The 22,233-nt window shown below is 53.9% G+C and carries 17 protein-coding genes, 1 pseudogene and 1 riboswitch; of the genes and pseudogenes, 1 reads left to right on the forward strand and 17 read right to left on the reverse strand.

All coding sequences use genetic code 11. The features are described from left to right. Positions 1 to 8: 8 nt before the first annotated feature. From KHA84_RS08450 to KHA84_RS08505, 12 genes and pseudogenes are all read right to left on the reverse strand, one after another. Positions 9 to 1,289, reverse strand: coding sequence for a serine hydrolase domain-containing protein (locus tag KHA84_RS08450; protein ID WP_213423085.1), 1,281 nt, complete (start codon positions 1,287 to 1,289; stop codon positions 9 to 11). 104 nt (positions 1,290 to 1,393) lie between these two features. Next, entirely contained in the window at positions 1,394 to 4,477 is a 3,084-nt protein-coding gene (locus KHA84_RS08455) for an AAA family ATPase (protein WP_213423086.1), read from the reverse strand. Beyond that, entirely contained in the window at positions 4,474 to 5,646 is a 1,173-nt protein-coding gene (locus KHA84_RS08460; RefSeq protein WP_213423087.1) for an exonuclease SbcCD subunit D, read from the reverse strand. The genes KHA84_RS08455 and KHA84_RS08460 overlap by 4 nt, the downstream gene beginning before the upstream one ends. Positions 5,647 to 5,731: 85 nt before the next feature. Next, positions 5,732 to 6,190, reverse strand: a complete 459-nt coding sequence (locus KHA84_RS08465; protein ID WP_213423088.1) for an OsmC family protein — start codon at positions 6,188 to 6,190, stop codon at positions 5,732 to 5,734. A 145-nt stretch (positions 6,191 to 6,335) separates the two neighbouring features. Continuing rightward, positions 6,336 to 7,091 carry a hypothetical protein gene (locus KHA84_RS08470; protein ID WP_213423089.1) on the reverse strand — a complete coding sequence of 252 codons (756 nt, stop codon included), beginning with the start codon at positions 7,089 to 7,091 and terminating at the stop codon, positions 6,336 to 6,338. Positions 7,092 to 7,747: 656 nt separating this feature from the next. Then, positions 7,748 to 8,070, reverse strand: a pseudogene (locus tag KHA84_RS08475) (DUF779 domain-containing protein). A 627-nt stretch (positions 8,071 to 8,697) separates the two neighbouring features. Then, the gene (locus KHA84_RS08480) at positions 8,698 to 9,054 is read right to left on the reverse strand and encodes a DUF779 domain-containing protein (RefSeq protein ID WP_213423090.1); all 357 of its coding nucleotides are present in this window, start codon (positions 9,052 to 9,054) and stop codon (positions 8,698 to 8,700) included. A gap of 19 nt (positions 9,055 to 9,073) precedes the next feature. Further along, positions 9,074 to 10,615 (reverse strand): aldehyde dehydrogenase, encoded by a 1,542-nt coding sequence (gene adh, locus KHA84_RS08485; protein WP_213423091.1) that lies wholly within the window; start codon positions 10,613 to 10,615, stop codon positions 9,074 to 9,076. A 204-nt stretch (positions 10,616 to 10,819) separates the two neighbouring features. Next, the gene (locus KHA84_RS08490) at positions 10,820 to 11,557 is read right to left on the reverse strand and encodes a hypothetical protein (protein ID WP_213423092.1); all 738 of its coding nucleotides are present in this window, start codon (positions 11,555 to 11,557) and stop codon (positions 10,820 to 10,822) included. Continuing rightward, the gene (locus KHA84_RS08495) at positions 11,554 to 12,039 is read right to left on the reverse strand and encodes a GNAT family N-acetyltransferase (protein ID WP_213423093.1); all 486 of its coding nucleotides are present in this window, start codon (positions 12,037 to 12,039) and stop codon (positions 11,554 to 11,556) included. Before KHA84_RS08495 ends, KHA84_RS08490 begins: the two co-directional genes overlap by 4 nt. Positions 12,040 to 12,119: 80 nt before the next feature. Next, positions 12,120 to 13,181 carry a dual-specificity RNA methyltransferase RlmN gene (gene rlmN, locus KHA84_RS08500; RefSeq protein WP_213423094.1) on the reverse strand — a complete coding sequence of 354 codons (1,062 nt, stop codon included), beginning with the start codon at positions 13,179 to 13,181 and terminating at the stop codon, positions 12,120 to 12,122. Positions 13,182 to 13,251: 70 nt separating this feature from the next. After that, positions 13,252 to 13,893, reverse strand: coding sequence for a GGDEF domain-containing protein (locus KHA84_RS08505; protein ID WP_236823188.1), 642 nt, complete (start codon positions 13,891 to 13,893; stop codon positions 13,252 to 13,254). Positions 13,894 to 14,054: 161 nt separating this feature from the next. On the opposite strand from KHA84_RS08505, the gene KHA84_RS08510 reads away from it, so the two are divergent. Continuing rightward, positions 14,055 to 15,800, forward strand: coding sequence for an ABC transporter ATP-binding protein (locus KHA84_RS08510; RefSeq protein ID WP_213423096.1), 1,746 nt, complete (start codon positions 14,055 to 14,057; stop codon positions 15,798 to 15,800). A 335-nt stretch (positions 15,801 to 16,135) separates the two neighbouring features. On the opposite strand, the gene KHA84_RS08515 is transcribed toward KHA84_RS08510, so the two are convergent. From KHA84_RS08515 to KHA84_RS08535, 5 genes are all read right to left on the reverse strand, one after another. Next, entirely contained in the window at positions 16,136 to 17,350 is a 1,215-nt protein-coding gene (locus tag KHA84_RS08515) for a NupC/NupG family nucleoside CNT transporter (RefSeq protein WP_213423097.1), read from the reverse strand. Between the two features lie 260 nt (positions 17,351 to 17,610). Continuing rightward, positions 17,611 to 18,465 (reverse strand): YitT family protein, encoded by an 855-nt coding sequence (locus tag KHA84_RS08520; protein ID WP_236823189.1) that lies wholly within the window; start codon positions 18,463 to 18,465, stop codon positions 17,611 to 17,613. 263 nt (positions 18,466 to 18,728) lie between these two features. Then, the gene (locus tag KHA84_RS08525) at positions 18,729 to 20,057 is read right to left on the reverse strand and encodes a nucleobase:cation symporter-2 family protein (protein WP_213423099.1); all 1,329 of its coding nucleotides are present in this window, start codon (positions 20,055 to 20,057) and stop codon (positions 18,729 to 18,731) included. Beyond that, positions 20,054 to 20,641, reverse strand: a complete 588-nt coding sequence (locus tag KHA84_RS08530) for a xanthine phosphoribosyltransferase (RefSeq protein ID WP_213423100.1) — start codon at positions 20,639 to 20,641, stop codon at positions 20,054 to 20,056. Before KHA84_RS08530 ends, KHA84_RS08525 begins: the two co-directional genes overlap by 4 nt. 140 nt (positions 20,642 to 20,781) lie before the next feature. Beyond that, positions 20,782 to 20,883: riboswitch (purine riboswitch) on the reverse strand. Between the two features lie 117 nt (positions 20,884 to 21,000). After that, positions 21,001 to 22,221 (reverse strand): MFS transporter, encoded by a 1,221-nt coding sequence (locus KHA84_RS08535; RefSeq protein WP_213423101.1) that lies wholly within the window; start codon positions 22,219 to 22,221, stop codon positions 21,001 to 21,003. Positions 22,222 to 22,233: the final 12 nt, after the last annotated feature.

The raw sequence follows: 22,233 nt of genomic DNA on the forward strand, positions 1-22,233 counted from the left end.
AGGACCTGCTAAGTTCTCCAATAGATCCGGAGGCCTGTGAATGCAGTCATTTCCCCCTTGCTGCCGATTTCGAACCGGATTCTTTTACCGGTCCGTCCATTAACGAACCACCCTCGACCTGCAGGGTGCAATTCATCGACACGCACGCCGGAATTCAATGTCAAGCTGTTTAAATCCGCATGGATACAGAATCCGTCCGGGTCTTCTTCATTCCGGTAGAATCCGGCGAATGAGATCTGTTCACCTGGAGATTGCGCCATATTCGGAAGGGAGACAGCCGCTTCTTCAGGAGACTTTCCGAGCACCGTAAAGGCGGCTCCTTTCATCAGCTTTTCCGCGGACACGCCCGTCCGGTTCGTGAGGACTGCAACCGTGATCCCCTGTTCGGGAAGAAATCCGAATGACGAGGAGACTCCCGGCTGGCCTCCTCCGTGGTGGACGAGGACGCTGCCTCCGAAGTCAGGCGTAACCATCAGGCCGTGGCCGTAGAACGTGTTTCCATCGACCGTGCCAACACGTTCTTGCATCCCAGCTGTATCGACATCTCCGATCACGGATTCGCGGAATGCACGGTCCGTATACAATCTTCCGTACACGAGCAGATCATTCATGGTCGACCGGATGCCGCCGCCGACTGCGTAGTTGCCGAGTTTCGGCCAGTCCACCGGCAGAAGTTTCTCCGTGTATTGAATAGCGGTGTTCGAATGCACCCCTTGCTCGGGAGGCGTGAAAGAAGTTCTCTTCATACCGGCAGGCCGGACAATGCGCTTCATGATAAATTCCCGGTAATCCATTCCTGCCACACGTTCGATGATTGCGCCAAGCAAAAGGAACGCATCATTTGAATAGCTGATCCGCTCTCCGGGTGCACCGATCGGCTTCAGGGCCAGGTTTTCCAGATATCTGATATGCTCACCGAACTCTGTAAGCTCTTCACGGCGCTTCACCGGCGGCATGCCGGTTGTATGAGAAAGGAGATGACGGATTGTCGCGTTCCTTAAAACAGGAACCGTCCCTGCTTCCGGCAAATGCATAATCACCGGGTCCGTAGGCGAGAGCTTCCCTTCCGCAGCCAGAATATGTACGGCAAGCGCCGTGAATGATTTCGTCACGGATGCCGTTCCGAATATCGTGTCCGGCGTCACGTTTGTGGTGCCTTCCGCTTCAATTGTCCCAAAGCCATTTACAAAAAGGGCTTCCCCGTTGTGCGAGACTCCCACTGCCATTCCGGGAATTCCTTCCTCCGCCCGGATCTTCTCTGCAAACTGTTCAAATGCCTTCCATTCCATGTCTTTCTCCTCCTTGCACACTATTATTCGACTGCCGGGCCGAGTGTACCTCCCCTAATCAAAAAGGAAGCCTCCCTCTGCAGCATGCAAAGGAAGGCTTCTGTTCACTTCAATACAAATTCGGTCGAGCTGTGGCCCGCCTTTGACTTGGTCACCTTGAGAACCGCGGGCATGGCTGATTTGAGCTCTTCGACATGGGAGATGACACCCACGACGCGGCCGTTTCGCTGCAGACCGACCAGCGCTTCGATGGCTTTTTGGAGGGACTCCGGATCGAGCGAACCGAACCCTTCATCGATAAACATCGTATCGACGCGGATGTTCCCGCCGAATCCCTGGATGACGTCCGCCATTCCGAGAGCGAGGGAAAGCGACGCATTAAACTTCTCGCCGCCGGAAAGGGTCCGGACATCCCTCGCCTGTCCCGTATAGGCATCGTACACATCAATGCCCAGGCCGCTCTGCCGTCCGCGGGCTTCCTGCCTGTCGCTGCGGAGAAGTTCAAACTGGCCGTTTGACAGATCCTTTAGCCGCTCGTTTGCCGCAAGCAAGATACGCTCCAGATATTCAATCTGAAGGTAACGCTCGAACGACAGTTTATCGGCGTTCTGTCCGCGGATGAGGTCATGAAGGCCCGCCACCTTGCCGAGTTTTTTCTCGAGCGCTTCCGCTTCGGTTGCGGCTTCCCTCATGGCGGCAATGCCTTTTTTGATCGTGTTCAATGTGTTGCGGGAATGGATCAGCCGTTCCTGAGCCTGCTCGAATGCGGCTTTTGTGTCTTCAGCAAGTTTCCGGAGACCATCCAGGTATTCCCGTGCGTTACCTTCAAGGCTTGCGGCGAGTTCATTTTCCCTCAACTTGACGGCGTGCAGGTCGTTCTCGAACGCCCGGATGGCTGCTTCCGTTTCGTCCGCAAGATGATCTGGCATGAGTGCCGTGCGGTAGGCCTCAGAAGAATTGAACGTTGATGCGGCAAGCTTTTCTTGGAATGCGGCAGCCGCTTCAACGAGCCGCTTTTCCGCTTTTTCTTTCTGGCTGCGGGCAAAAGAAAGTGACTGCTCTGCGGCCTTACGTTTGTCCGATGCTTTCGTGGCGGCCGCTTCCAGCTGTTCCTTGAGACGATCGTGCTTTCCGATCTGATTGCGGAGTTCCGACAGGCTTGCATCAAGCGAGCGGACATTATCGTAGCCTTCCGGAATCGACTGTTCCAGCCCTGCGATTGTCGCTTTTAGCGAGGCGATCCGGCTGGAAGTGCCGGCCAGCTCCTCCGTAAGCTGTGCCAGTTTGGCTGCCACCTCGTCTGCCTTTAACCGGAGAGTCTCTTCGTCTTTCCGCATTGATGCAAGACGGTTTCGGCGGGACTTGGCTGCTGCGATGTCTATCCTCAGCTGTTCTGCTTCCTTTTCCCGTTTGGAGAGAAGATCGGCAGCATCAGAGGCTTCCAACCCCCGTCCGTGCAAGCGGTCAGCGGATTGCTCCAATAGGCCGTTTTGAATCTTAAGGGCGCCTGCAGAGCTGATTGCATCTGACTGGGCTTTAAGAAATGCCGCCTCCGCCACTTCAAGCTCCTCGGCATCCGGACCATCTGCCGAACGTGCAGGTGCAGGATGTTCGGCGCTGCCGCACACCGGGCATGGCGAGCCGTCATGGAGATGAGCGGCAAGTGCTGCGGCCTGGCTGTCTTGCAGCTGCTGTTTCAGCCGCTGCAGCATGGACTCAGCCTCTTCCTTCAGGCGTGCGTCCCGCTCTGAGTTTTCCGCCGTTTTCCTGACGGTTTCCTGGAGGCGGAGATGTTCGGCCAGCAACTCACCGTCCCGCTCGGCTGATGTAAGCCGTTCGTGTAGTTCATCGGTGCCGGCAAGGGCTGCTTCAAGCGCCGAGATGTCTTCGCGGAGCGATTCCTGCCTGTCCCGGAGCTTTCCGGCATCCGTCCGTAGCGACTCCGTCTCTTCCAGCAGCCTGTTTTGGCCCGCCTCGGCAGTTGTCAGGTCCTGAAGCGCCTGTTCCCGCTCGTGCAGGCGTGGCCGGGCCTCTTCCAGTCGTTCTGCTTCCCGCCTCTTGGCATCGATCAACGTGTCTTGCTCCCTCAGCTCGGATGACCGTGCAGCGGCCTCTGCCTCGGCCTGCTGTGTCGCGGCAAGCGTCTGGTCCGCCTGTTCGACGGCCTTAATCGCCTGCTGTTGCTCCTGCTCAGCTTCCGCCAATTTCTCTTCAGCAGGACGGATCCTCGCTGCAAGTCGTGCAAGAGTGACAGCGCGGCGTTTATCCTCCATCTCAGGCAGGCGTTTATTCAGTTCGGACATTTGCCGCTTTTTTTCTTCCCATTCTTCCAAACGAGTATTTAGTTCCTCTGCAAGTGACAGACGCCGATTGGCCCCCGTGAGATCAACTTCCCTCTCCTCAACCTCTTTTGCCAGCTGCTCCGTCTCGGCTGTCCGGCGCTCCTGTTCATTGAACAGCCCCTCGATCACTTTCCCCGCGTTCGGGTGTTCATCGGAAAGGCTGGCGGCCAGTTCTTCACTGAGGTCCGGCAGCGTGTCCAGCAGATGCCGGGCCTGCCAGGCAATCCGGCCCGATGATTTTTTCCATTCCGCCTCAACGGAAGATTTCCGCTCTTTCAGGACCGCTTCCATGTCTTTGTATTTCTTCGTCCGAAAAATCTTCCGGAAGATCTTTTCTTTGTTTTCCGTATCGGAAGTGAGCAGTTTTCGGAACTCACCCTGCGGCAGCATGACGATCTGACTGAACTGGTCGTGGCTGAAGCCGATCAGCTCAGCCACCTTTGCATTCACCTCGGTCGTCATCTGTCTGTCTGTGACCGGCTTTTCCGATTCCCCGTCGATCCTAAACAGTTCGATCCGGTCACCGGTCGCGCTTTTGTTTCCGGCCTTCACATGGGGCATGCGGCGCATGATCCGGTACGTATCTCCGGCTGATTCAAACCAGAGCTCGACTTCCGTATGTACTTGGTCGTCCGCAAAGTCGGAGCGGAGGCTCCGGTCTTCGCGCTCCTCACCGCTTGCCTTGCCGTACAGGGCGTAGCAGATGGCATCGAATATCGAGGTTTTCCCGGAACCGGTCGGACCCGAGATGGCAAACAGCCCCCGGTCCCCCAGTTCCCTGAAGTCGATCGTTTCGCATTCCTTGTACGGTCCGAATGCCGTCATTTTCAGCTTCAGCGGCTTCATCGTTTCACCGCCTCCTTCACTGTCTCGCGCTCATCCGCCAGCAGCTCATCCAGCACGCTCCGGAAGAGCTCTTCGGTCTCCTCATCAGGCGCACTGCCGGTGATTTCCTCGTGGAATGCCCGGAACATGGCGGCATCATCCATCTCTTCCGTGCGTCTGCCCGGCTTGTCCGTTCCGTCAGGGCGGACAGGCATCACCCGGGAAACATGAAGGGCGTTCGGAAAGACGGAACGGATCCGCTCCATCGGATACAGGACAGGCGTCTCATCGAGCAGCCGGACAAACACATAGTCTTCCGAATGCGGCATCTCAAGAATTTCAGCCAGCGTCCCCTCCACCGTCCTCATATCACGCCGCGGGTTCAGCGGACGGTGTTCAGCGGTTACCTGCCCATCGCCGTCCAGTTCCACGCAAAGGAAGCCCTTGTTGTGGGTCTCCTCGGAAATCGAATACTTCAGAGGGGATCCGGAATAGCGGACGACCGGGTTTCCGACAGCATGGGCCCGGTGAAGGTGGCCGAGTGCAGTATAATGGAACTTCTCAAATCGCCCCGCATCCACGTATTCCGCCCCTCCGACAGACAGCGGGCGTTCGGAGGTGCTTGTGTTCTCCTCAGGTTCCGCGCCGGGTGTCACGAAGGCATGTCCGATCATCACATGGCGCGCTGCCGGATCCAAATTCCCGCAGCGGCGTTCCAGCAGACAACGCATCGCCTCATCATGGTTCGTAACCGTATCGTCTTCATACAGTGCCCGGACGACCGATGGGTCGGCAAACGGCACACAGTGGAAATGCACTTCACCGTGATCGTCTTCCAGGATGACCGGAGCGGCATCCGGTTCCAGGATACCGGTCATATGAAACCCTTTTTCCTTCATAAATCCGCTGCCGAAATGAAGGCGGTTTGGGCTGTCATGGTTGCCCGACACCGCGATGACCGGAATTCCGAGCCCGAGCACGATTTCCGACAGGACGTCATCCAGCAAGCGGACCGCGTCGGTCGGCGGCACCGCCCGGTCGTACAGATCACCCGCGATAATGATGGCATCCGGCTGTTCCGTCCGTGCGGCTTCGGTCAGTTGCTCAAGGACATGGCGCTGATCGTCCGTCATATGCACCCCTTGGACAATCTTGCCCAGATGCCAGTCGGCCGTATGGAAGAATTTCATCTTTTCCCCACCTTTTCTTCCGAGTCTTTTCTATATATATGATTATAGACCATCTCAGGCCGTCGCACAGAATCGGTTTTCCGGCTCAGTCCGTTTCCCCGGCCCGCAGGACTTCCGCCTCGAGGCCGATTTCGACATTCCCTTTGATGGCCCGGCTGATCATGCAGGACGACTCTGCCTTTTCCGTCAGGCGCCTGGCAAGGGAGAGCTTCTTCTCGTCTGTCCCCGCAGCAAGCACCAGCCTCGGCTTGTGCACAATCCTCTTATAGGTAAAGACCCCATTCGTCACATCCACGGTCGCCTCGGAATCCATCGTGAGCGACTCCTTGTCGATACCGGAACGCTCCAGCATGGCCGCCAGCGTGATGATATAACAGGTCGCCGCCGCCCCCAGAAGCATCTCATCAGGATTCGTCCCGATTCCCGGGCCGTCCATTTCCGGAGGGATGGAAATCTTCGTCTTCAGATTCCCTGACTCAATCTCACCCACATCATTCCGATGACCCGGCCAATCAGCTTTCAATTTGAAAATATGTTCTGCCATGGGATCACCTCCCTCTTATTCTTTTCTTATTCTTTATGGTAGAACGGATGTACGTACATTAGCAAGACTAACGAAAAGAGCTGCACACAATCACGAAAACACCCCCATCCATTGAATGGCGGGTGTCATACAATTAGACGGCACCTTAATCAGCGCTAGAATTTTTCTTGTAAACAATGATTACTGAACGCTCTAAGAAATCACCTATTTTACTTACTATTGAAGCATTCTTAATAATGTCAGTTTTTAACACAAAATTATCATCAACGAATGTGTTATACAATGCCAATCTTACTTCTCTTTGGTATCTAAACAATTTGCTTTTCCAAAAAAACATTTTAACCGATCTTTGATTTAATGCTTCCAATTTACTTAAACTTTTTCCAGAAAAGCTATCGTATTGTATTTCCTTGAAAACTGAGTGAAGTCCCGCTGAATCTGTTGCGTGTCTAAATATCTCTTCTATATCTCTTGGAAATATAACTGCTGTATCTCCAAACTCCTTAAATTTCTTTAAGTCCTCGCCGATGTTCAACTTAAAACTCAAGTAAGTATCAGTATCTTCAAAGAGCGAATAGTCATTTGCAGTGAATCTGGAAAAGCAAAATATAGGAACCTTTTTCGCTTGCTCATATCGAGTAATTATTTCGCCTCTTCCTAGGTGCTTTATGATTTTTTTCTCTTTACTATCGTATAGATACATCTCATTAGATTCGAAAACATGAGCAGCTTCCCATTTATCACCTACCCCTTTAATTTTGTTTTTATTTTCGAGTTCAATGAAATAATTTATGTTTTTCATATAAAAGTTTCCGTTCAATAACGAATCTACATGTTTTTCTTGTGTGAACTTCACAAATAGCTCAAAATCCTTTAACTCATCAATTTCGCTCATTTTCACTTTGCATCCCCCTTAGCCTCTTCCGACATTCGACATTCACAAGAGGGAATCCTCCAATATCCATTCATTTTCCAGGGTGAATATGCCCGTCTGCAACCACTAACTAGAAGACAATCAAAGAGATGAACCGTGTAGTAAGTAAATAAAACTCTTGACGACCTGAATGTCGCCCCGTCTTGAATTGAACGAATCAGATTCAAAATTTTTTTTGTCAGCCTGGGTATGAATCGCTCTTAAGGTTTTCAAAACTCTTCCCTCCGCATCCGCTTAACTTTCCCCCTGATGCGTCACTATCTTATACTCCCCAAACTACGGAAGTTAGCGGACCTTTGCCTTACCCTCCGAAATAACCACTACACAATTCGTTTGTAGGTCCATTATATCAATTCCGAGCTTCCTGCGACCATCAATTGTAAATTCGCCCATGTATGTCCTTCCCCAATAGAAAATACGCCGGTCGACACACCTATTCAGAGGTTGATCAGCGTCTCGGTTGGTCCGATAACGTATCCACTTTTTCACTTTAATCCATATCAACGTGTGAGGGCTTCCCATGCTCCCGTCACAATAGGACGTGTCCTGTTTTGAACTGGCACAATTCGTTCCCGATCCAAACATGAAAACACCCGCCATCCAATGAATGGCGGGTTTCACTTTTAAATACCGAGCGCTTCAGTCTCATCTTTCGTAAAGGCCCTGGACCGCGAGAGGAACCGCTTCCCCTCCACCCCTTCCAGGGAGAACATGCCTCCCCGTCCGTCGACGACGTCGATGATGACTTGTGTGTGCTTCCAGTAGTCATACTGGTTTTTGTTCATATAGAACTGGCACCTCCGATTTCGCCGAAGAGGACATCCTGGCTGCCGATCAGCAGGTTGCCTTGGGGGTAGCACATCAGGGATGATCCGTCGCAGCAGCCTCCTGACTGAGGGAACATGACCGGTCCGTGCTTATTTATTGGACCTTCGCTATTGAAGATACACTACTCTTAGAAAAGCTTAGAAACAGAAAGCGTCCGACCTATTACCGGGAAGTCTGCTTATTGATATTTAGTCTTGTTTTTTTTCGCCGAAGCAAAGTCTCCTCTCTTAAGTATTAGATATAACGCTCCCAGAAAACCTACCAATAGAATTACGTTTGTACCAAACGGAACTTGGTTTAAATAATTTTTAACTATAAAATATATTTCTAGTAGAATCCATGCAACGCAAAAGATGATTAACAAAGTTTTCTTCTTCATCTTTAACAACCCCAACCTCTGTGTACTCTACTTCCGCGTCCCCGGCGCTCGGACAACAGTCCTTCCTCGCCAAGCGATTCATACGATTTTCTCCACCGTTTCAATGATTGTGTAGGCGTATCAGTGCCGATCTGTTTGGGATCCAGCCCCGCCTCCAGGAAGATTTCATAGGGCGTCTTGCCTTCCTGATAGGCCTTCACGGCCTTCAGCTGATTCACTAATGGGTGGGCGGCTCATCAAAATCTCCTCCGTTCAACTTTGTGTTCAGTATATCGGAGTTTTGACAACGCAAAAACCCCGAACCGGACTTTTTTAAAGTGTCCGTAGTTCGGGGTTCAGTTCATCCATAAATGGCCGGTGTCACTTTTAAATGCCGAGCGCTTCGGTCTCATCTTTCGTAAAGGCCCTGGACCGCGAGAGGAACCGCTTCCCCTCCACTCCCTCCAGGGAGAACATGCCTCCCCGTCCATCGACGACATCGATGATGACTTGGGTGTGTTTCCAGTAGTCATACTGGTTTTTGTTCATGTAGAACTTGGCACCGCCGATCTCGCCGAGGAGGACATCCTGGCTGCCGATCAGCAGGTCGCCTTCTGGGTAGCACATCGGGGACGAACCGTCGCAGCAGCCTCCGGACTGGTGGAACATGACCGGCCCGTGCTTTTCCTGCAGCTTCCGGATCAGTTCGATCGCTTCATCCGTCGCGGTGACGCGTTCGACCATTCGAAACCCTCCTTCCGGATCAGAAGAAGCCCTGTTTGTTCTCGTCGTAGCTGACGAGGAGGTTCTTCGTCTGCTGGTAGTGCGAGAGCATCATCTGGTGTGTTTCGCGGCCGATGCCGGACATCTTGTATCCGCCGAATGCCGCGTGCGCCGGGTAGGCATGGTAGCAGTTCGTCCAGACACGGCCGGCCTGGATGCCGCGGCCCATTTTGTAGGCGGTGTTCATATCGCGGGACCAGACGCCCGCACCGAGGCCGTAGAGTGTGTCGTTGGCGATTTCAAGGGCTTCTTCGGTGTCCTTGAACGTCGTGACCGCCACGACCGGTCCGAAGATCTCTTCCTGGAAGACGCGCATTTTGTTGTTGCCCTTGAAGACCGTCGGCTTGACGTAGTAGCCTTCCTCGAGGTCGCCCTCCAGCTGGTTGCGCTCGCCGCCTGTCAGGCATTCCGCGCCTTCTTCCTTGCCGATCTTCAGATAGGAGAGGATTTTCTCCAGCTGTTCGTTGGATGCCTGGGCACCCATCATGACATCCGGATCCAGCGGGTTGCCGGTCTTGATCGCCTCGACGCGTTTGATGGCGCGCTCGATGAATTTGTCATAGATGGATTCCTGAATCAGCGCACGGGATGGGCATGTGCACACTTCGCCCTGGTTCAGCGCGAACATGACGAACCCTTCGACCGCCTTGTCGAGGAAGGCATCATCTTCTTCGAACACGTCTTCAAAGAAGATGTTCGGCGACTTGCCGCCGAGCTCGAGCGTAACCGGAATGAGGTTTTGGGACGCATACTGCATGATCAGGCGGCCGGTCGTCGTTTCGCCGGTGAACGCGATTTTGCTGATGCGCGGGTTGGATGCGAGCGGCTTGCCTGCTTCAAGACCGAAGCCGTTCACGACGTTGACGACGCCTGCAGGAAGGAGGTCTTCGATCAGCTCGACCAGCACCATGATCGACGCCGGTGTCTGCTCGGCCGGCTTCAGGACCACGCAGTTTCCTGCCGCTAGCGCCGGCGCGAGCTTCCAGACCGCCATGAGGATCGGGAAGTTCCATGGAATGATCTGTCCGACCACGCCGAGCGGCTCATGGAAATGATAGGCGACCGTATTTTCGTCAACCTGGCTGATGCCGCCTTCCTGAGAGCGAAGCGCGCCCGCGAAGTAACGGAAATGGTCGATGGCAAGCGGAATATCGGCATTGAGCGGCTCACGAATGGCCTTGCCGTTGTCCCACGTTTCCGCGACGGCCAGCTTTTCAATGTTTTCTTCCATGCGGTCCGCGATTTTCAGGAGGATCCTGGAGCGCTCCTGGACGGAAGTCTTGCCCCAGGCATCCTTGGCGGCATGCGCGGCGTCAAGCGCCTTCTCGATGTCCTCTTCCGTGGAACGTGCCACTTTCGTGAACACCTGGCCCGTCACCGGGGTGATGTTGTCGAAGTACTCACCCTTAGCCGGAGGCACCCACTGCCCTCCAATATAGTTATCGTACTTCTCGCGGAAGTTGACTTTTGCACCTTCCGTGTTCGGCTTCGCATAAACCCGGGACTTGATCACTTCTACCATTTGTTCATTCCTCCCTTTCTTGTATGCGCTTTCTTCCTACCATTATCTATATTGTCAGAAAGCGCAGAACTTTTCAACCTCTATCTCTTCTATGGTGGAAATTAGTTTGCCGCGCACCTAGAAATAGAACCGCAGCCTATATATACATATGTGGCGCGGCCCCGTTTATGACAGAAACTATTAAAGTCGGAATGTTCAGTTCAATCAGAGCTCTATTCCAAAGTATTCGGTCAGGGGCTTCTCCCTGCCTTCTTCATGCCAGGTGTTGTACTTGCGGAACACCCCATGGGCGCTCCCGTTTTCCCGCCCGACCAGTTCACAGACCGCCAGAAAACTGCGCCAGTAGTCAAACATCATGGAAGGAAGCGTTCCTTTATAGGAGGCCGCTCCAAAGTCATCAAGCGAGTGGTTGCCGTATCGATGTTTCAGCGCATCGTAAAGGTCCTTTTCTGCAACTGTCACGTCATTGAAGTAAGTATCGCCAAGCAAATGCCGTCTGGGCAGATAAAAGCACATGCCTTCCTCGAACCAGATGGCGTCCGTTCGTTCGTCCTCAAAATCATCGGGGAACAGATCCAGATGATGAGTCAGTTCGTGGGCCAGGATATCAAGAAGCTGCGCCTCACCCGACGATTCATAAAACGCCCTCACATCCGGAAGGTCTTCCCCGTCCATCTGTTCGAACATGATCCGCTTCCATTCCTCCTGATCTGGACACATGAAAATCAGATCCTCCCGGGTATAGGCAGGAATCGGAACATTCCCGAATACATCCCGCGCGAGATCCCCGCTCGTCCACACTATGGCCTTCGGCACTTCCGTAAGGCCGAACGCATTGCGGAGAAACGCTTCGTAGGAACCGAGCCGCATCATGAGCCGTTTGACGGTCGTTTCGTAAGCGGCCCCTTCCCCCGGGCTTTCGAAAGCAAAAACCGATTTCATTCTTTCCCGTCCCCCTTATCCAGCCGCATTTTCATGCCCTCATGAGTCGGGCTGAATCCGAGGCTTTCATAGAACCGGATGGCATCCGGACGGCTCTTGTCTGTGGTCAGCTGGACGAGCCTGCATCCCTTTTCTTCGGCAAGTCCAATCGCATGCCGGATGAGTTCCCTGCCGATTCCCCTCCCCCTCATGGAGGATGCCGTCCTGACACCTTCAATCATCGCCCGCCAGCTTCCCCTGTACGTGATGGATGGAAGAAATGTAAGCTGCAGAACGCCCGCGAGCTTTCCGTTTAATTCTGCCACGATCAGCTCATTATTCGGGTCCTCATCAATGGCGCGGAACGCATCTCCGTAAGAACGCTCAAGCGGCAATTTCGGATTTTCCCGTGTCCGGCCCAGCTTGTCGTCTGCCAGCATGCCGACGATCCCCTCAAGATCGGCACGTACCGCGGGACGGAATAACACGTTTTCATTTTTCATCGGAAGCCCCCCTTTCGGTCAACGATACCGGAATCCGGGCAAAGAAAAAAGCACGGAAATGAATTTCCGTGCCGTTGCCGTCAGGAGACGTCTTTTTTGATTTGCTTGCTGCGGAGCTGTCCGCATGCCGCATCAATATCGGTGCCTTGCTCGTGGCGGACGCCGCATTGGATGCCCTTGGCTTTCAGCGTCTTTTCAAACGCGGCAATCGCCTCAGGAGTACTGCGGCTATAGCGGTCATGCTCTTCAACCGGATTGTACGGAATCAGGTTGACATAGCTGAGGTGCTTTTTGTTCTGCAGAAGCTTGGCGAGCTGCTGAGCTTCCTCGACATGGTCGTTCACATCATGAAGAAGGATGTATTCAAACGTGATGCGCCGGTTTTTCTTCGACAGGAAGTAATCGATGGCGTCCATGACCTGCTCAAGAGGGAACGCCTTGTTGATCTTCATGATTTGCGTGCGCAGCTCATTGTTCGGTGCATGGATCGAGAGCGCGAGGTTGACCTGCAGGTCCTCGTCGGCAAACTTGCGGATGCCCTTCACGAGACCGCTTGTCGAAACGGTAATGTGGCGGGCGCCGATGCCGAGTCCGTTCCCGTCGTTGACGATCCGCAGGAAGTTCATCAGGTGATCGTAGTTGTCGAACGGCTCACCGATGCCCATGACAACAATATTGGAAACGCGTTCGCCAGTTCCGAGACCGTCAAGGTGCTCCTGGACGTTCATGATCTGTTCCACAATCTCACCGGCCGTCAGGTCTCGGCTCTTCCGGAGAAGTCCGCTCGCACAGAAGCTGCAGCCGATGTTGCAGCCGACCTGGGTGGTCACGCACACCGATTGCCCGTAGCTGAAATGCATCAGGACCGTTTCGATCAGGTTGCCGTCCGCCAGACGGAAAAGGAACTTGACCGTACCGTCCGCGGATTCCTGTTTGACTTCGATGTCCATTGTACGGATCGTAAATGCGCCATCGAGAATCGCGCGGCAATCCTTGTTGACGTTTTTCATTTCATCGAACGACTTGACCCGTTTTTTGTACAGCCAATCCCAAACTTGAGCCGCACGGAATTTCTGCTGGCCATGTTCCGCCATCCATTGCTGAAGCTGTTCAAAGGTCAATCCGTAAATCGATTGTTTCATTGTATATTCTGCCTCATTCCGTTGAAATTCTTTTATTATCCTAAACGATGCAGGGCAATCCGACAAGTATTCAGACTTGACTCTTTCTGCCTGTTTTGTTGACATACAACGCATGGTCCGCCGCATCCACCAGGGACTCCAGGTCCTCACCATCAGCAGGAGCGACTGCAATGCCGAACGACACGCCGATCGACCGGCCCCCGGCATAGCCGAGGGAATTCATCCGGGCTGCAATTTCTTCCGCTCCATAGATTTTAAAGTCTTCATCCGCATCCTTGAAGATGGCGAGGAATTCGTCCCCTCCCCACCTGGCGATGATCCCCCGGCTGCCGATGAAATCCGTAAGAGTCTCTGCGAAATCACGGAGAACGGCGTCTCCGGCTTCGTGCCCATACGTATCGTTGATCTCTTTGAAGTCGTCAAGATCAAACAGGACAACTGCGTATCCCGGATGTCCTGAAAGCCGTAGTTTTCTGACATGGTCAATCAGCGATCGGCGGTTGTAGGCACCTGTCAGCGGGTCCCGCCTCGACAGATAATCCGCACGGTCATAGTGGTAGCCGACTGCGTAGGCGACGGCCAGAAAAACCGCCGTCAGCACGAAGAACGTGCCGTCGAACGGCAAGTCATAATAGACATGATAGTAGAAATAACGCATGATGTTGAACAGCACAACAATACCGGCTGCGATGAGCCGCCCCCTCCAGCGCATGTCCATCCCCCCGTCCGAAACTGCACAATGCCTTTCATTATACCATAAAAAAGGAAAATCCCTTGAAGGCGGAATTAACTGAACGATCCTGCTTACATAGGCAAAGGAACTTTCCGGCTGGTTATTCCGTATAGTGATCAGCGATTGAAAGGAGTGTCTCTATGGCACCAATTAACAAGGAACAACAGGACGCCGGCATCGGGCTGTTTATCCGCCTGATCCGTTCTACAGGCATCCCGAAAGCGGCGTTCGGGGTCGGCATCGCCGGTTTTCTCATCACAACTGTCGTCGGGCTCGCCATCCCGCTTCTTACCAAACAGCTGGTTGACGGGTTTTCCCTGGCAACCTTGAGCCCTATGCTGATTGCGGCCATTATAGCCGCATTTCTTATTCAGACCGTCATCGACGGGATCTCGACTTATCTCCTGAGTTACACCGGGCAGAAGCTCGTTGCGAATTTGCGAGAAAAGATGTGGCGCAAGCTGCTCCGGCTCCCGGTCTCGCATTTCGACGCGGAGACAAGCGGCGGAACGGTCAGCCGGGTCGTCAATGACACGGGAATTGTAAAGGAACTCATTTCGAACCATGTGCCGCAGTTTATCAGCGGCATCATCTCCATTATCGGCGCGGTGGTCCTGCTGCTGGTCCTCGACTGGCAGATGACGCTCGTCATGCTGATCTCCATCCCGGTCACGATGGCGCTCATGATTCCCCTCGGCCGCCGGATGGCCAAGATTTCCCGCGGCATGCAGGACGAGACCGCCGCCTTCAGCGGCAGCATCCAGCAGACCATCAGTGAGATCCGTCTGATGAAGGCATCGAACGCCGAGGAAGACGAGGAGAAAAGAGGCATGGGCGGAATTCTGAGGCTGTTTGACTTCGGGCTCCGGGAAGCGCGGATCAATGCAATCATCGGCCCGCTGATGGGCCTTATCATGTGGGTGGTCATCGCATTCATTATCGTCTACGGCGGTATGCGCGTCGCGGACGGCTCGATGTCGACAGGAACGCTGGTCGCCTTTCTGCTGTATCTTTTTCAGATTGTCTTCCCCGTCACGACGTTTGCCATGTTCTTTACGCAGCTGCAGAAAGCCAAGGGAGCGACGGAACGGATTATCCAGATTCTCAGCCTGGATCCGGAGCCGGGACAGAACGGGGCCAAGTTGGATGTTTCGGGTCTTCCGATCATCGTGGAAGACATAAGCTTTTCCTACAAGCCCGAAGAGCCGGTCCTGAAAAGCATTTCGTTCCGTGCGTATCCGGGTGAAATGATCGCTTTCGCCGGGCCGAGCGGCGGAGGCAAATCCACGATGTTCGCTTTGCTTGAACGGTTTTACGAACCGGACAGCGGAAAAATCCGCGTCGGGGATACACCGATTGCCGCCCTGTCCCTCGAGAATTGGCGGAGCCAGATCGGCTATGTCCCGCAGGAGAGTGCGATGATATCCGGAACGATCCGGGATAATCTTCTCTACGGGCTCGAACAGGACAGCACCCCTGAAGAAAAGATCTGGCAGGCGGCAGATATGGCGTTCGCCTCGGAATTCATCAGGAGTTTCCCTGCAGGCCTCGACACCGAAATCGGAGAGCGGGGCATCCGGCTTTCCGGCGGCCAGCGACAGCGAATTGCCATTGCCCGGGCGTTTCTCAGAAATCCGAAGATCCTCATGATGGATGAGGCTACGGCCAGCCTCGACAGCCATTCGGAAGGGATTGTGCAGGAAGCCCTTCAGCGCCTCATGGCCGGCCGCACGACATTTGCCATCGCACACCGTCTGTCCACGATTGTTGATGCCGACCGCATCATTTTCATCGAGGGAGGGCAAGTGACCGGAACCGGTACTCACCAGGAGTTATTCGACTCCCATCCGGTTTACAGGGAGTATGCCGAGCAGCAACTCATATGAAATCATTTCCTTTGACTTACGATTGTGCATCTGATATTGTAGAAACTTGTGATGTTTCATTTTGAACGGAATCGGTTAGAACTGGCGTCCATTCGCATGATGCGGAGGACACTCATTCACGCTGGCGCGGCTATAGGGCCGCAAGGACGCAATAGCAGGTAGGGATTGCGTTGCTTGGGTTAGCATGTGAGTGGATTCATACCGCGGCAAAGAACCCCCAAAGCAAAACGGGGGAGAAAAACGGAAACGATTGGCTTCAACTGAAGAACATTGCCGAATTAAAAAGGGATGCTCCGCTTATGCGGACGCATCCCTTTTCCAATTCACCTATAAGATTACATGAACATGCCGGCGATCGATGCGCTAAGCAGTGAAGCAAGCATACCCGCCGCAACGGCACGCATCCCCATGCGGGCGATGTCCGGACGGCGCTCCGGCGCCATGCCGCCAAGGCCGCCGAGCAGAATCGCAAGCGAGCTCAGGTTTGCGAAGCCGCAGAGCGCGAAGCTGATGACCATAACCGTCTTATCGGAAAGCTCGGCAATCTGAGGGGCAAACGATGCGTATGCCACGAACTCGTTCAGCACAAGCTTCTGGCCGATAAAGCTGCCCGCCTGCACCGCCTCCTGCCATGGAACGCCAATGGCAAACGCAAGTGGCGAGAACACATAGCCAAGGATGCTCTGAATCGTGAGGTCTTCTGCGCCGAACCAGGATCCGATTCCTCCGAGAAGACCGTTCAGAAGGGCGATCAGTGCGATAAATGCGAGAAGCATCGCACCGACATTGAGTGCAAGAGACATTCCGTCCCCCGCTCCTTTTGCTGCAGCATCAATGACGTTGGTGGCACCGGTGTCTTTTTCCATGACAAACTCATCATCTTTCGGCTTTTCTTTTTCCGGCATGATGATTTTTGCCATGATCAAACCTGCCGGGGCAGCCATGAAGCTTGCCGCGATCAGATACTCAAGCGGAACGCCCAGAAGCGCATATCCAGCGAGTGTGGAACCGGCTACGGAAGCAAGGCCTCCGGTCATGACCGCGAAAAGTTCCGAGTTGGTCATGTTCTTCAGGAACGGACGGACCACGAGAGGTGCTTCCGTCTGGCCGACGAAGATATTCGCCGCCGCAGAAGTGGACTCTGTCTTGCTTGTCCCAAGCAGCTTCGAAAGTCCGCCGCCGAGCAGTTTGATGATCCACTGCATGATGCCAAGGTAGTAAAGAACCGAAATCAGAGACGAGAAGAAGATGATGATGGTCAATACCTGGAAGGCGAAGATGACACCCAACTCTCCGTTGCCGTCAGCGAGCGGTCCGAACAGGAACGAAATCCCTTCCCCGGCATAGCCGATCACATTGTTGACGGCTTCGGTCACATTCAACAGGATCTTCCGGCCGATCTCCGACTTAAGGACGATAAATGCAAACAGCAGCTGAAGCGCAAGACCGCCGATGATTGTTCGCGGGTTGATCGACTTTTTCCCGGTTGAAAACAGAAAAGCGATACCGAGAACGACGGCCATACCCATCAGGCCCCACAAAATATTCATGACTAATCCCCTATCATTTCAAATCCTGCCTACGCGGGTGGAAGGCGGATCGATTAGTTTGTTGTCTGACATCAGACATTCTCGTTATTAAAGGTATCAAATAGGCCATACAATTGTAAATGCTTAATGTCCTACTAATTCATTTACGCAATTGCTTAAACCATCCGAAATCAATAGCATTTCCACCATTCCCGGAAAGTCTCCGCCATAAACAGCAAAAGCCGGCAGTCCGCTCTGCTTTTTCGGAGCGGACTGCCGGCCTATTCGTAAATCCGTTCTTTCGAAAAGCCATGGCCCAAAATTTCCGAGGCATTCAGGAAAACGACAAAGGAAGCAGGTTCTTTCTCATTAAGCATTTTTTTCAGGTACACCGCTTCCGATTGTTCCGCGACACAAAGAATCATGGTGCGTTCGCGGTTGGAATGCCCGCCCGTCACTCGAAGCTTTGTGAGCCCGCGATCAATTTCATCCCGGATAATCTTTTTTACTTCGTCTTCCCTCTCGGTGATGATCAGGATCAGTTTTTGCGGCGAAGTCTGCAACTGGACGAAGTCGATGACTTTACTAGTTACATAGATGGACATCAGAGCGAACAGCGCGAGTTCAAAATCAAAGACGAACGCCGATGCCAGGACGACCCCTCCATCCACGATCAGCTGGGCGAATCCGCTCGAGATCCCGGTAAACTTTTTCAGGATCTGCGCAATCAATGCCGTCCCTCCGGTGGACCCGTTGCCCCGGTAGACGATGCCAAGCCCGACCCCGAGAAGGATTCCGCCGTAGATTGAGGATAAAAGCGGATTTTGCACGCCAAGGTTTATACCGCCCGTCACCCAGATGGTGAACGGGACGAATAAAGTACCGACGAGGGACTTCATGCTGAAATCTCTCCCGGCCAGGATGACCGCGAGAATGAAAAGCGGAATGTTGATCAGCCACTGCACATAAGCAGGGTTGGCGCCATAAAGTTCATAAATGATGGTGCTGATTCCGGATACTCCGCCGGCCGCCAGCCTGGCCGGCAGCAAAAACAGATTAAAACTAAGCCCTACCAGTGCCGATCCGAAGAGGATCAGCAGATAATCATTGAATACAGTTTGCCTAAATGTTTTCAAACCGGTCCCCTCCCTGTTGCATCCCATCTATTTTAGCAGTCCCGCACAGGATGGGATTTCTGAATTCCTTTAGCTGACTGATGGGGTAGACGGATGCGAGTGGTGATAGATAGTGTTTCACCAACGAAAAAAGTTGATGGTTGTGTCGACTGTTATCATTTCTGCTTTCATAAAGGATTCCATGCGACGCGATGACAAAGTGCCCGGAATCGGTCCGCAATTTAAAACCGCACTGCCGAAATGACAGTGCGGCTTTTTCTGTATCAGGAAGCTTCCTGCGCGCTTTCTTTCACAACGGCGGTGCTTTTGTCGGCTGCCGGTACGGATACTTTGGACGGCAGCATGTTGAAGACGATATTCAGCGCAATGGCAGTGAAGCTACCGGCGACGATACCGTTGCTGGTCAGGATCTGCACGCCTTGCGGCAGTGCGCTGAACAGATCGGGAACCACGGAGACGCCGAGGCCGAGGCCGACCGAGCAGGCCACGATCAGGGAGTTTTCCTGAGATTCGCCCATGCATTTGCTCAGCATCTTGATGCCTTGTGTGGCAACCATACCGAACATCGCCAGCATCGCCCCGCCCAGCACTGAAGTCGGGATGATGGTGGTGATGGCGGCGACTTTCGGGAGGAAGCCGAGCGCGATCAGCATGATTCCGGTAATGACAATCACACGGCGAGTTTTGACTCCGGTCATCTGGACGAGTCCGACGTTCTGGGAAAATGCCGTATAAGGGAAGGCGTTAAAGAAGCCGCCCAACATAACCGCAAGCCCTTCGGCACGATACCCGCGGGAAAGGTCTTTTCTCGTAATCTTCTTGCCCGTGATATCGCTCAGCGCGTAATAGACTCCGGTCGATTCAACGAGAGACACGATGTTCACGAGGCACATCGTGATAACTGCCGGCCATACGATCGAAGGAGTTCCCAGATAAAACGGCTCAAGCATATGGAACATGGAGGCTTCCCTGACATTGGAGAAGCTGACCATTCCCATTGCCGCCGCCATAAGCGTTCCGGCCACCAGCCCGAGAAGGATGGAAATCGCGCGGATGAAACCGGTCGAGAATTTATAAATCAGGATGATGATCATCAGAGTTGCAAAAGCGAGTGTCACATTGGCCGCCGATCCGAAGTCTGCGGAACCCTGCCCCCCTGCCATGTTGTTGATGGCAACCGGGATGAGCGTAAGACCGATGATCGTGACGACCGTACCGGTGACAATCGGCGGGAAGAATTTCCTCAGCATGCTGAAGAACGGGCTGATCAGCACGATGAACAAACCAGATAGAATGATCGAGCCGTAAAGTGCCGACAGGCCATATTCTCCGCTGATGGCGATCATAGGGCCGACCGCGGTGAACGTACAGCCGAGCACGATCGGCAGGCCGATTCCGAAGAAGCGGTTGGAGGCAAGCTGCATCAGTGTCGCCACCCCGCTCAGGCAGATATCCACCGCGACCAGATAAGTCAGCTGTTCGGCGCTGAGGCCGATGGCGCCGCCTACGATGAGAGGTACAAGCACAGCGCCCGCATACATCGCGAGAAGGTGCTGGATGCCGAGCGTTGTTTCACGGATTCCCTGCTTCATCGTGTTTCAGCCTCCTCACGGAAAACGGCTTTGCCATCTTCAAGAGAGTCGATGATGGCGAGCGATTCGACCCGCACGCCCTGATCGCGAAGGAACCTGCCGCCCTGCTGGAATCCTTTTTCAATAACGATTCCCACTCCGGCGACCGACGCTCCGGCCTGTTCTGCGATATCCAGCAGGCCAATGGCCGCCTGGCCATTGGCCAGAAAATCATCGATGATCAGGAGTCGGTCGTCCGCGGTCACATAGTCACCGGAAACGGAGATGGTGTTCACCGTCTGCTTGGTGAACGATTTGACTTCCGCGCTGATCAGCCCTTCCGTAAGGGTCAGCGAAGCCCGCTTCCTGGCGAAGACGACCGGAACGCCCATGATCAGCCCGGCCATGACGGATGGCGCGATGCCCGACGACTCTATGGTCAGAATTTTGGTGATTCCGTCATTTTTAAACCTGCGGGAGAATTCTTCCCCGATTGCCTGCATGAGCTTGGGGTCGATCTGGTGGTTCAGGAAAGAGTCCACCTTCAGCACTTCTTCCGAAAGCACGCGTCCTTCTGAAGAGATCTTTTCGTGAAGCTGTTTCAAAATGATTCCTCCCGTTTGTTTACCACGGCGCTCAATTGGCAAGAAACCAAAAAAACGGCGGCCGATGCCCTTTGGAGGGGCATGGCCGCCGGCTGAATGATTCCGGTGGAAAAGAAACAAGACGGGGGCTGTCCCCCATCCCGATTTCCTCTGCCTCTCATAGTCGGCCCGTTTACGGCGGGCCGGTAGAAACTTGCAGGCCATATCCCTGCGATTATATGAGCGTCTGATATTGATTGGGCTTAGTATATCACGGCAACAGAAGTTTTCAAGCAAGACCGCTATATACGGAATTCACCGAAAACGGGAAGCGTTTTCCGACCTCCGTTTATACTGCATTTTTTGGAGACTGCCACTTTTTACAACGGCGCAGCCCGGCGTTCATCCGGCAAGTACAGGGAGACCAGCCCGAGAATCGGCAAAAGGCTGATGATAACCATTGTTGTATAGACCCCAGCCATATCCATGAAAGCACCGATTGCGACGGATCCGATCGCACCCATGCCGAATGCAAAGCCTACGGTCAATCCGGCCATCGTGCCGATTTTCCCCGGTACGAGTTCCTGTGCATAGACGACGGCAACCGAAAAGCTCGACATGAGCACGAACCCGATGACACCGAGCACCGGTGCGACCAGCCAGATCGGCAGGTGAGGCAGTGCCGCCGCAAGCGGTATCGGAATGAGGGCAGAGGCCGCGATGACCCGCTTCCTTCCATAACGGTCCGCGAAAGGCCCGCCGAAAAATGTTCCGGCCGCGCCGAGTGCCAGGAACATGAAAATAAAGTACTGAGCCTGGCGAACGGTCAGCCCGTATTCGCCTGTCAGATAAAAAACGTAGTAACCCTGCATGTTCACCACGTAAAATGACCGAACGAAGATGACGATCAGGAGAAGCGCGAGCCCGGCTTTAACCTTTCCTGGTGTCAGTCCGGAAATTCCGGAAATCCGGCGCTTCTTGCCCTTGGCTGCTTCATTCTCTTCCCTGAGTCGATTGCTCGTCCATCGAGCGACACGAAACAGGATGAGAACCCCCGCTGCGGCAAGGATCAGGAACCAGGCGGCCCCTGCCTGCCCGAGCGGAATGAGGATCAATGCCGTGATGACCGGCGCGAGAGCCTGTCCGCTATTGCCTCCGACTTGGAAGATTGATTGGGACATGCCCCGCTTTGCCCCGCCGGCCAGATACGCCACGCGGGATCCTTCCGGGTGGAAGATCGCCGAACCGAGACCGAGGAACATGGCCGCGACGAGAAGCATCCAGTATTCAGGCGAAAATGCCAGCAACAGAATCCCGATAAATGCAAGTACCATGGCTGCCGGCAGCATGAACGGACGCGGTTTTTTGTCACTGATGATGCCAACCACCGGCTGCATGACCGATGACAGCATCTGCAGCACGAATGTAATCAGTCCCAGCTGAAAATAACTGAACCCGTTTTCCGCCTGCAGGATCGGGTACATCGCCGGCACGACGGCGGAAATGGCATCGTTCAAAAGATGGCATCCGCCGATGGCGAACATGACCGGATAAACGGGATCCGGCGCCCGTTTCAATGAAGCAGCAGTAGCCGCCGACATCGTGTCTCCCCC

The organism is Bhargavaea massiliensis, assembly GCF_018390575.1.
GTDB lineage: Bacteria > Bacillota > Bacilli > Bacillales_A > Planococcaceae > Bhargavaea > Bhargavaea massiliensis.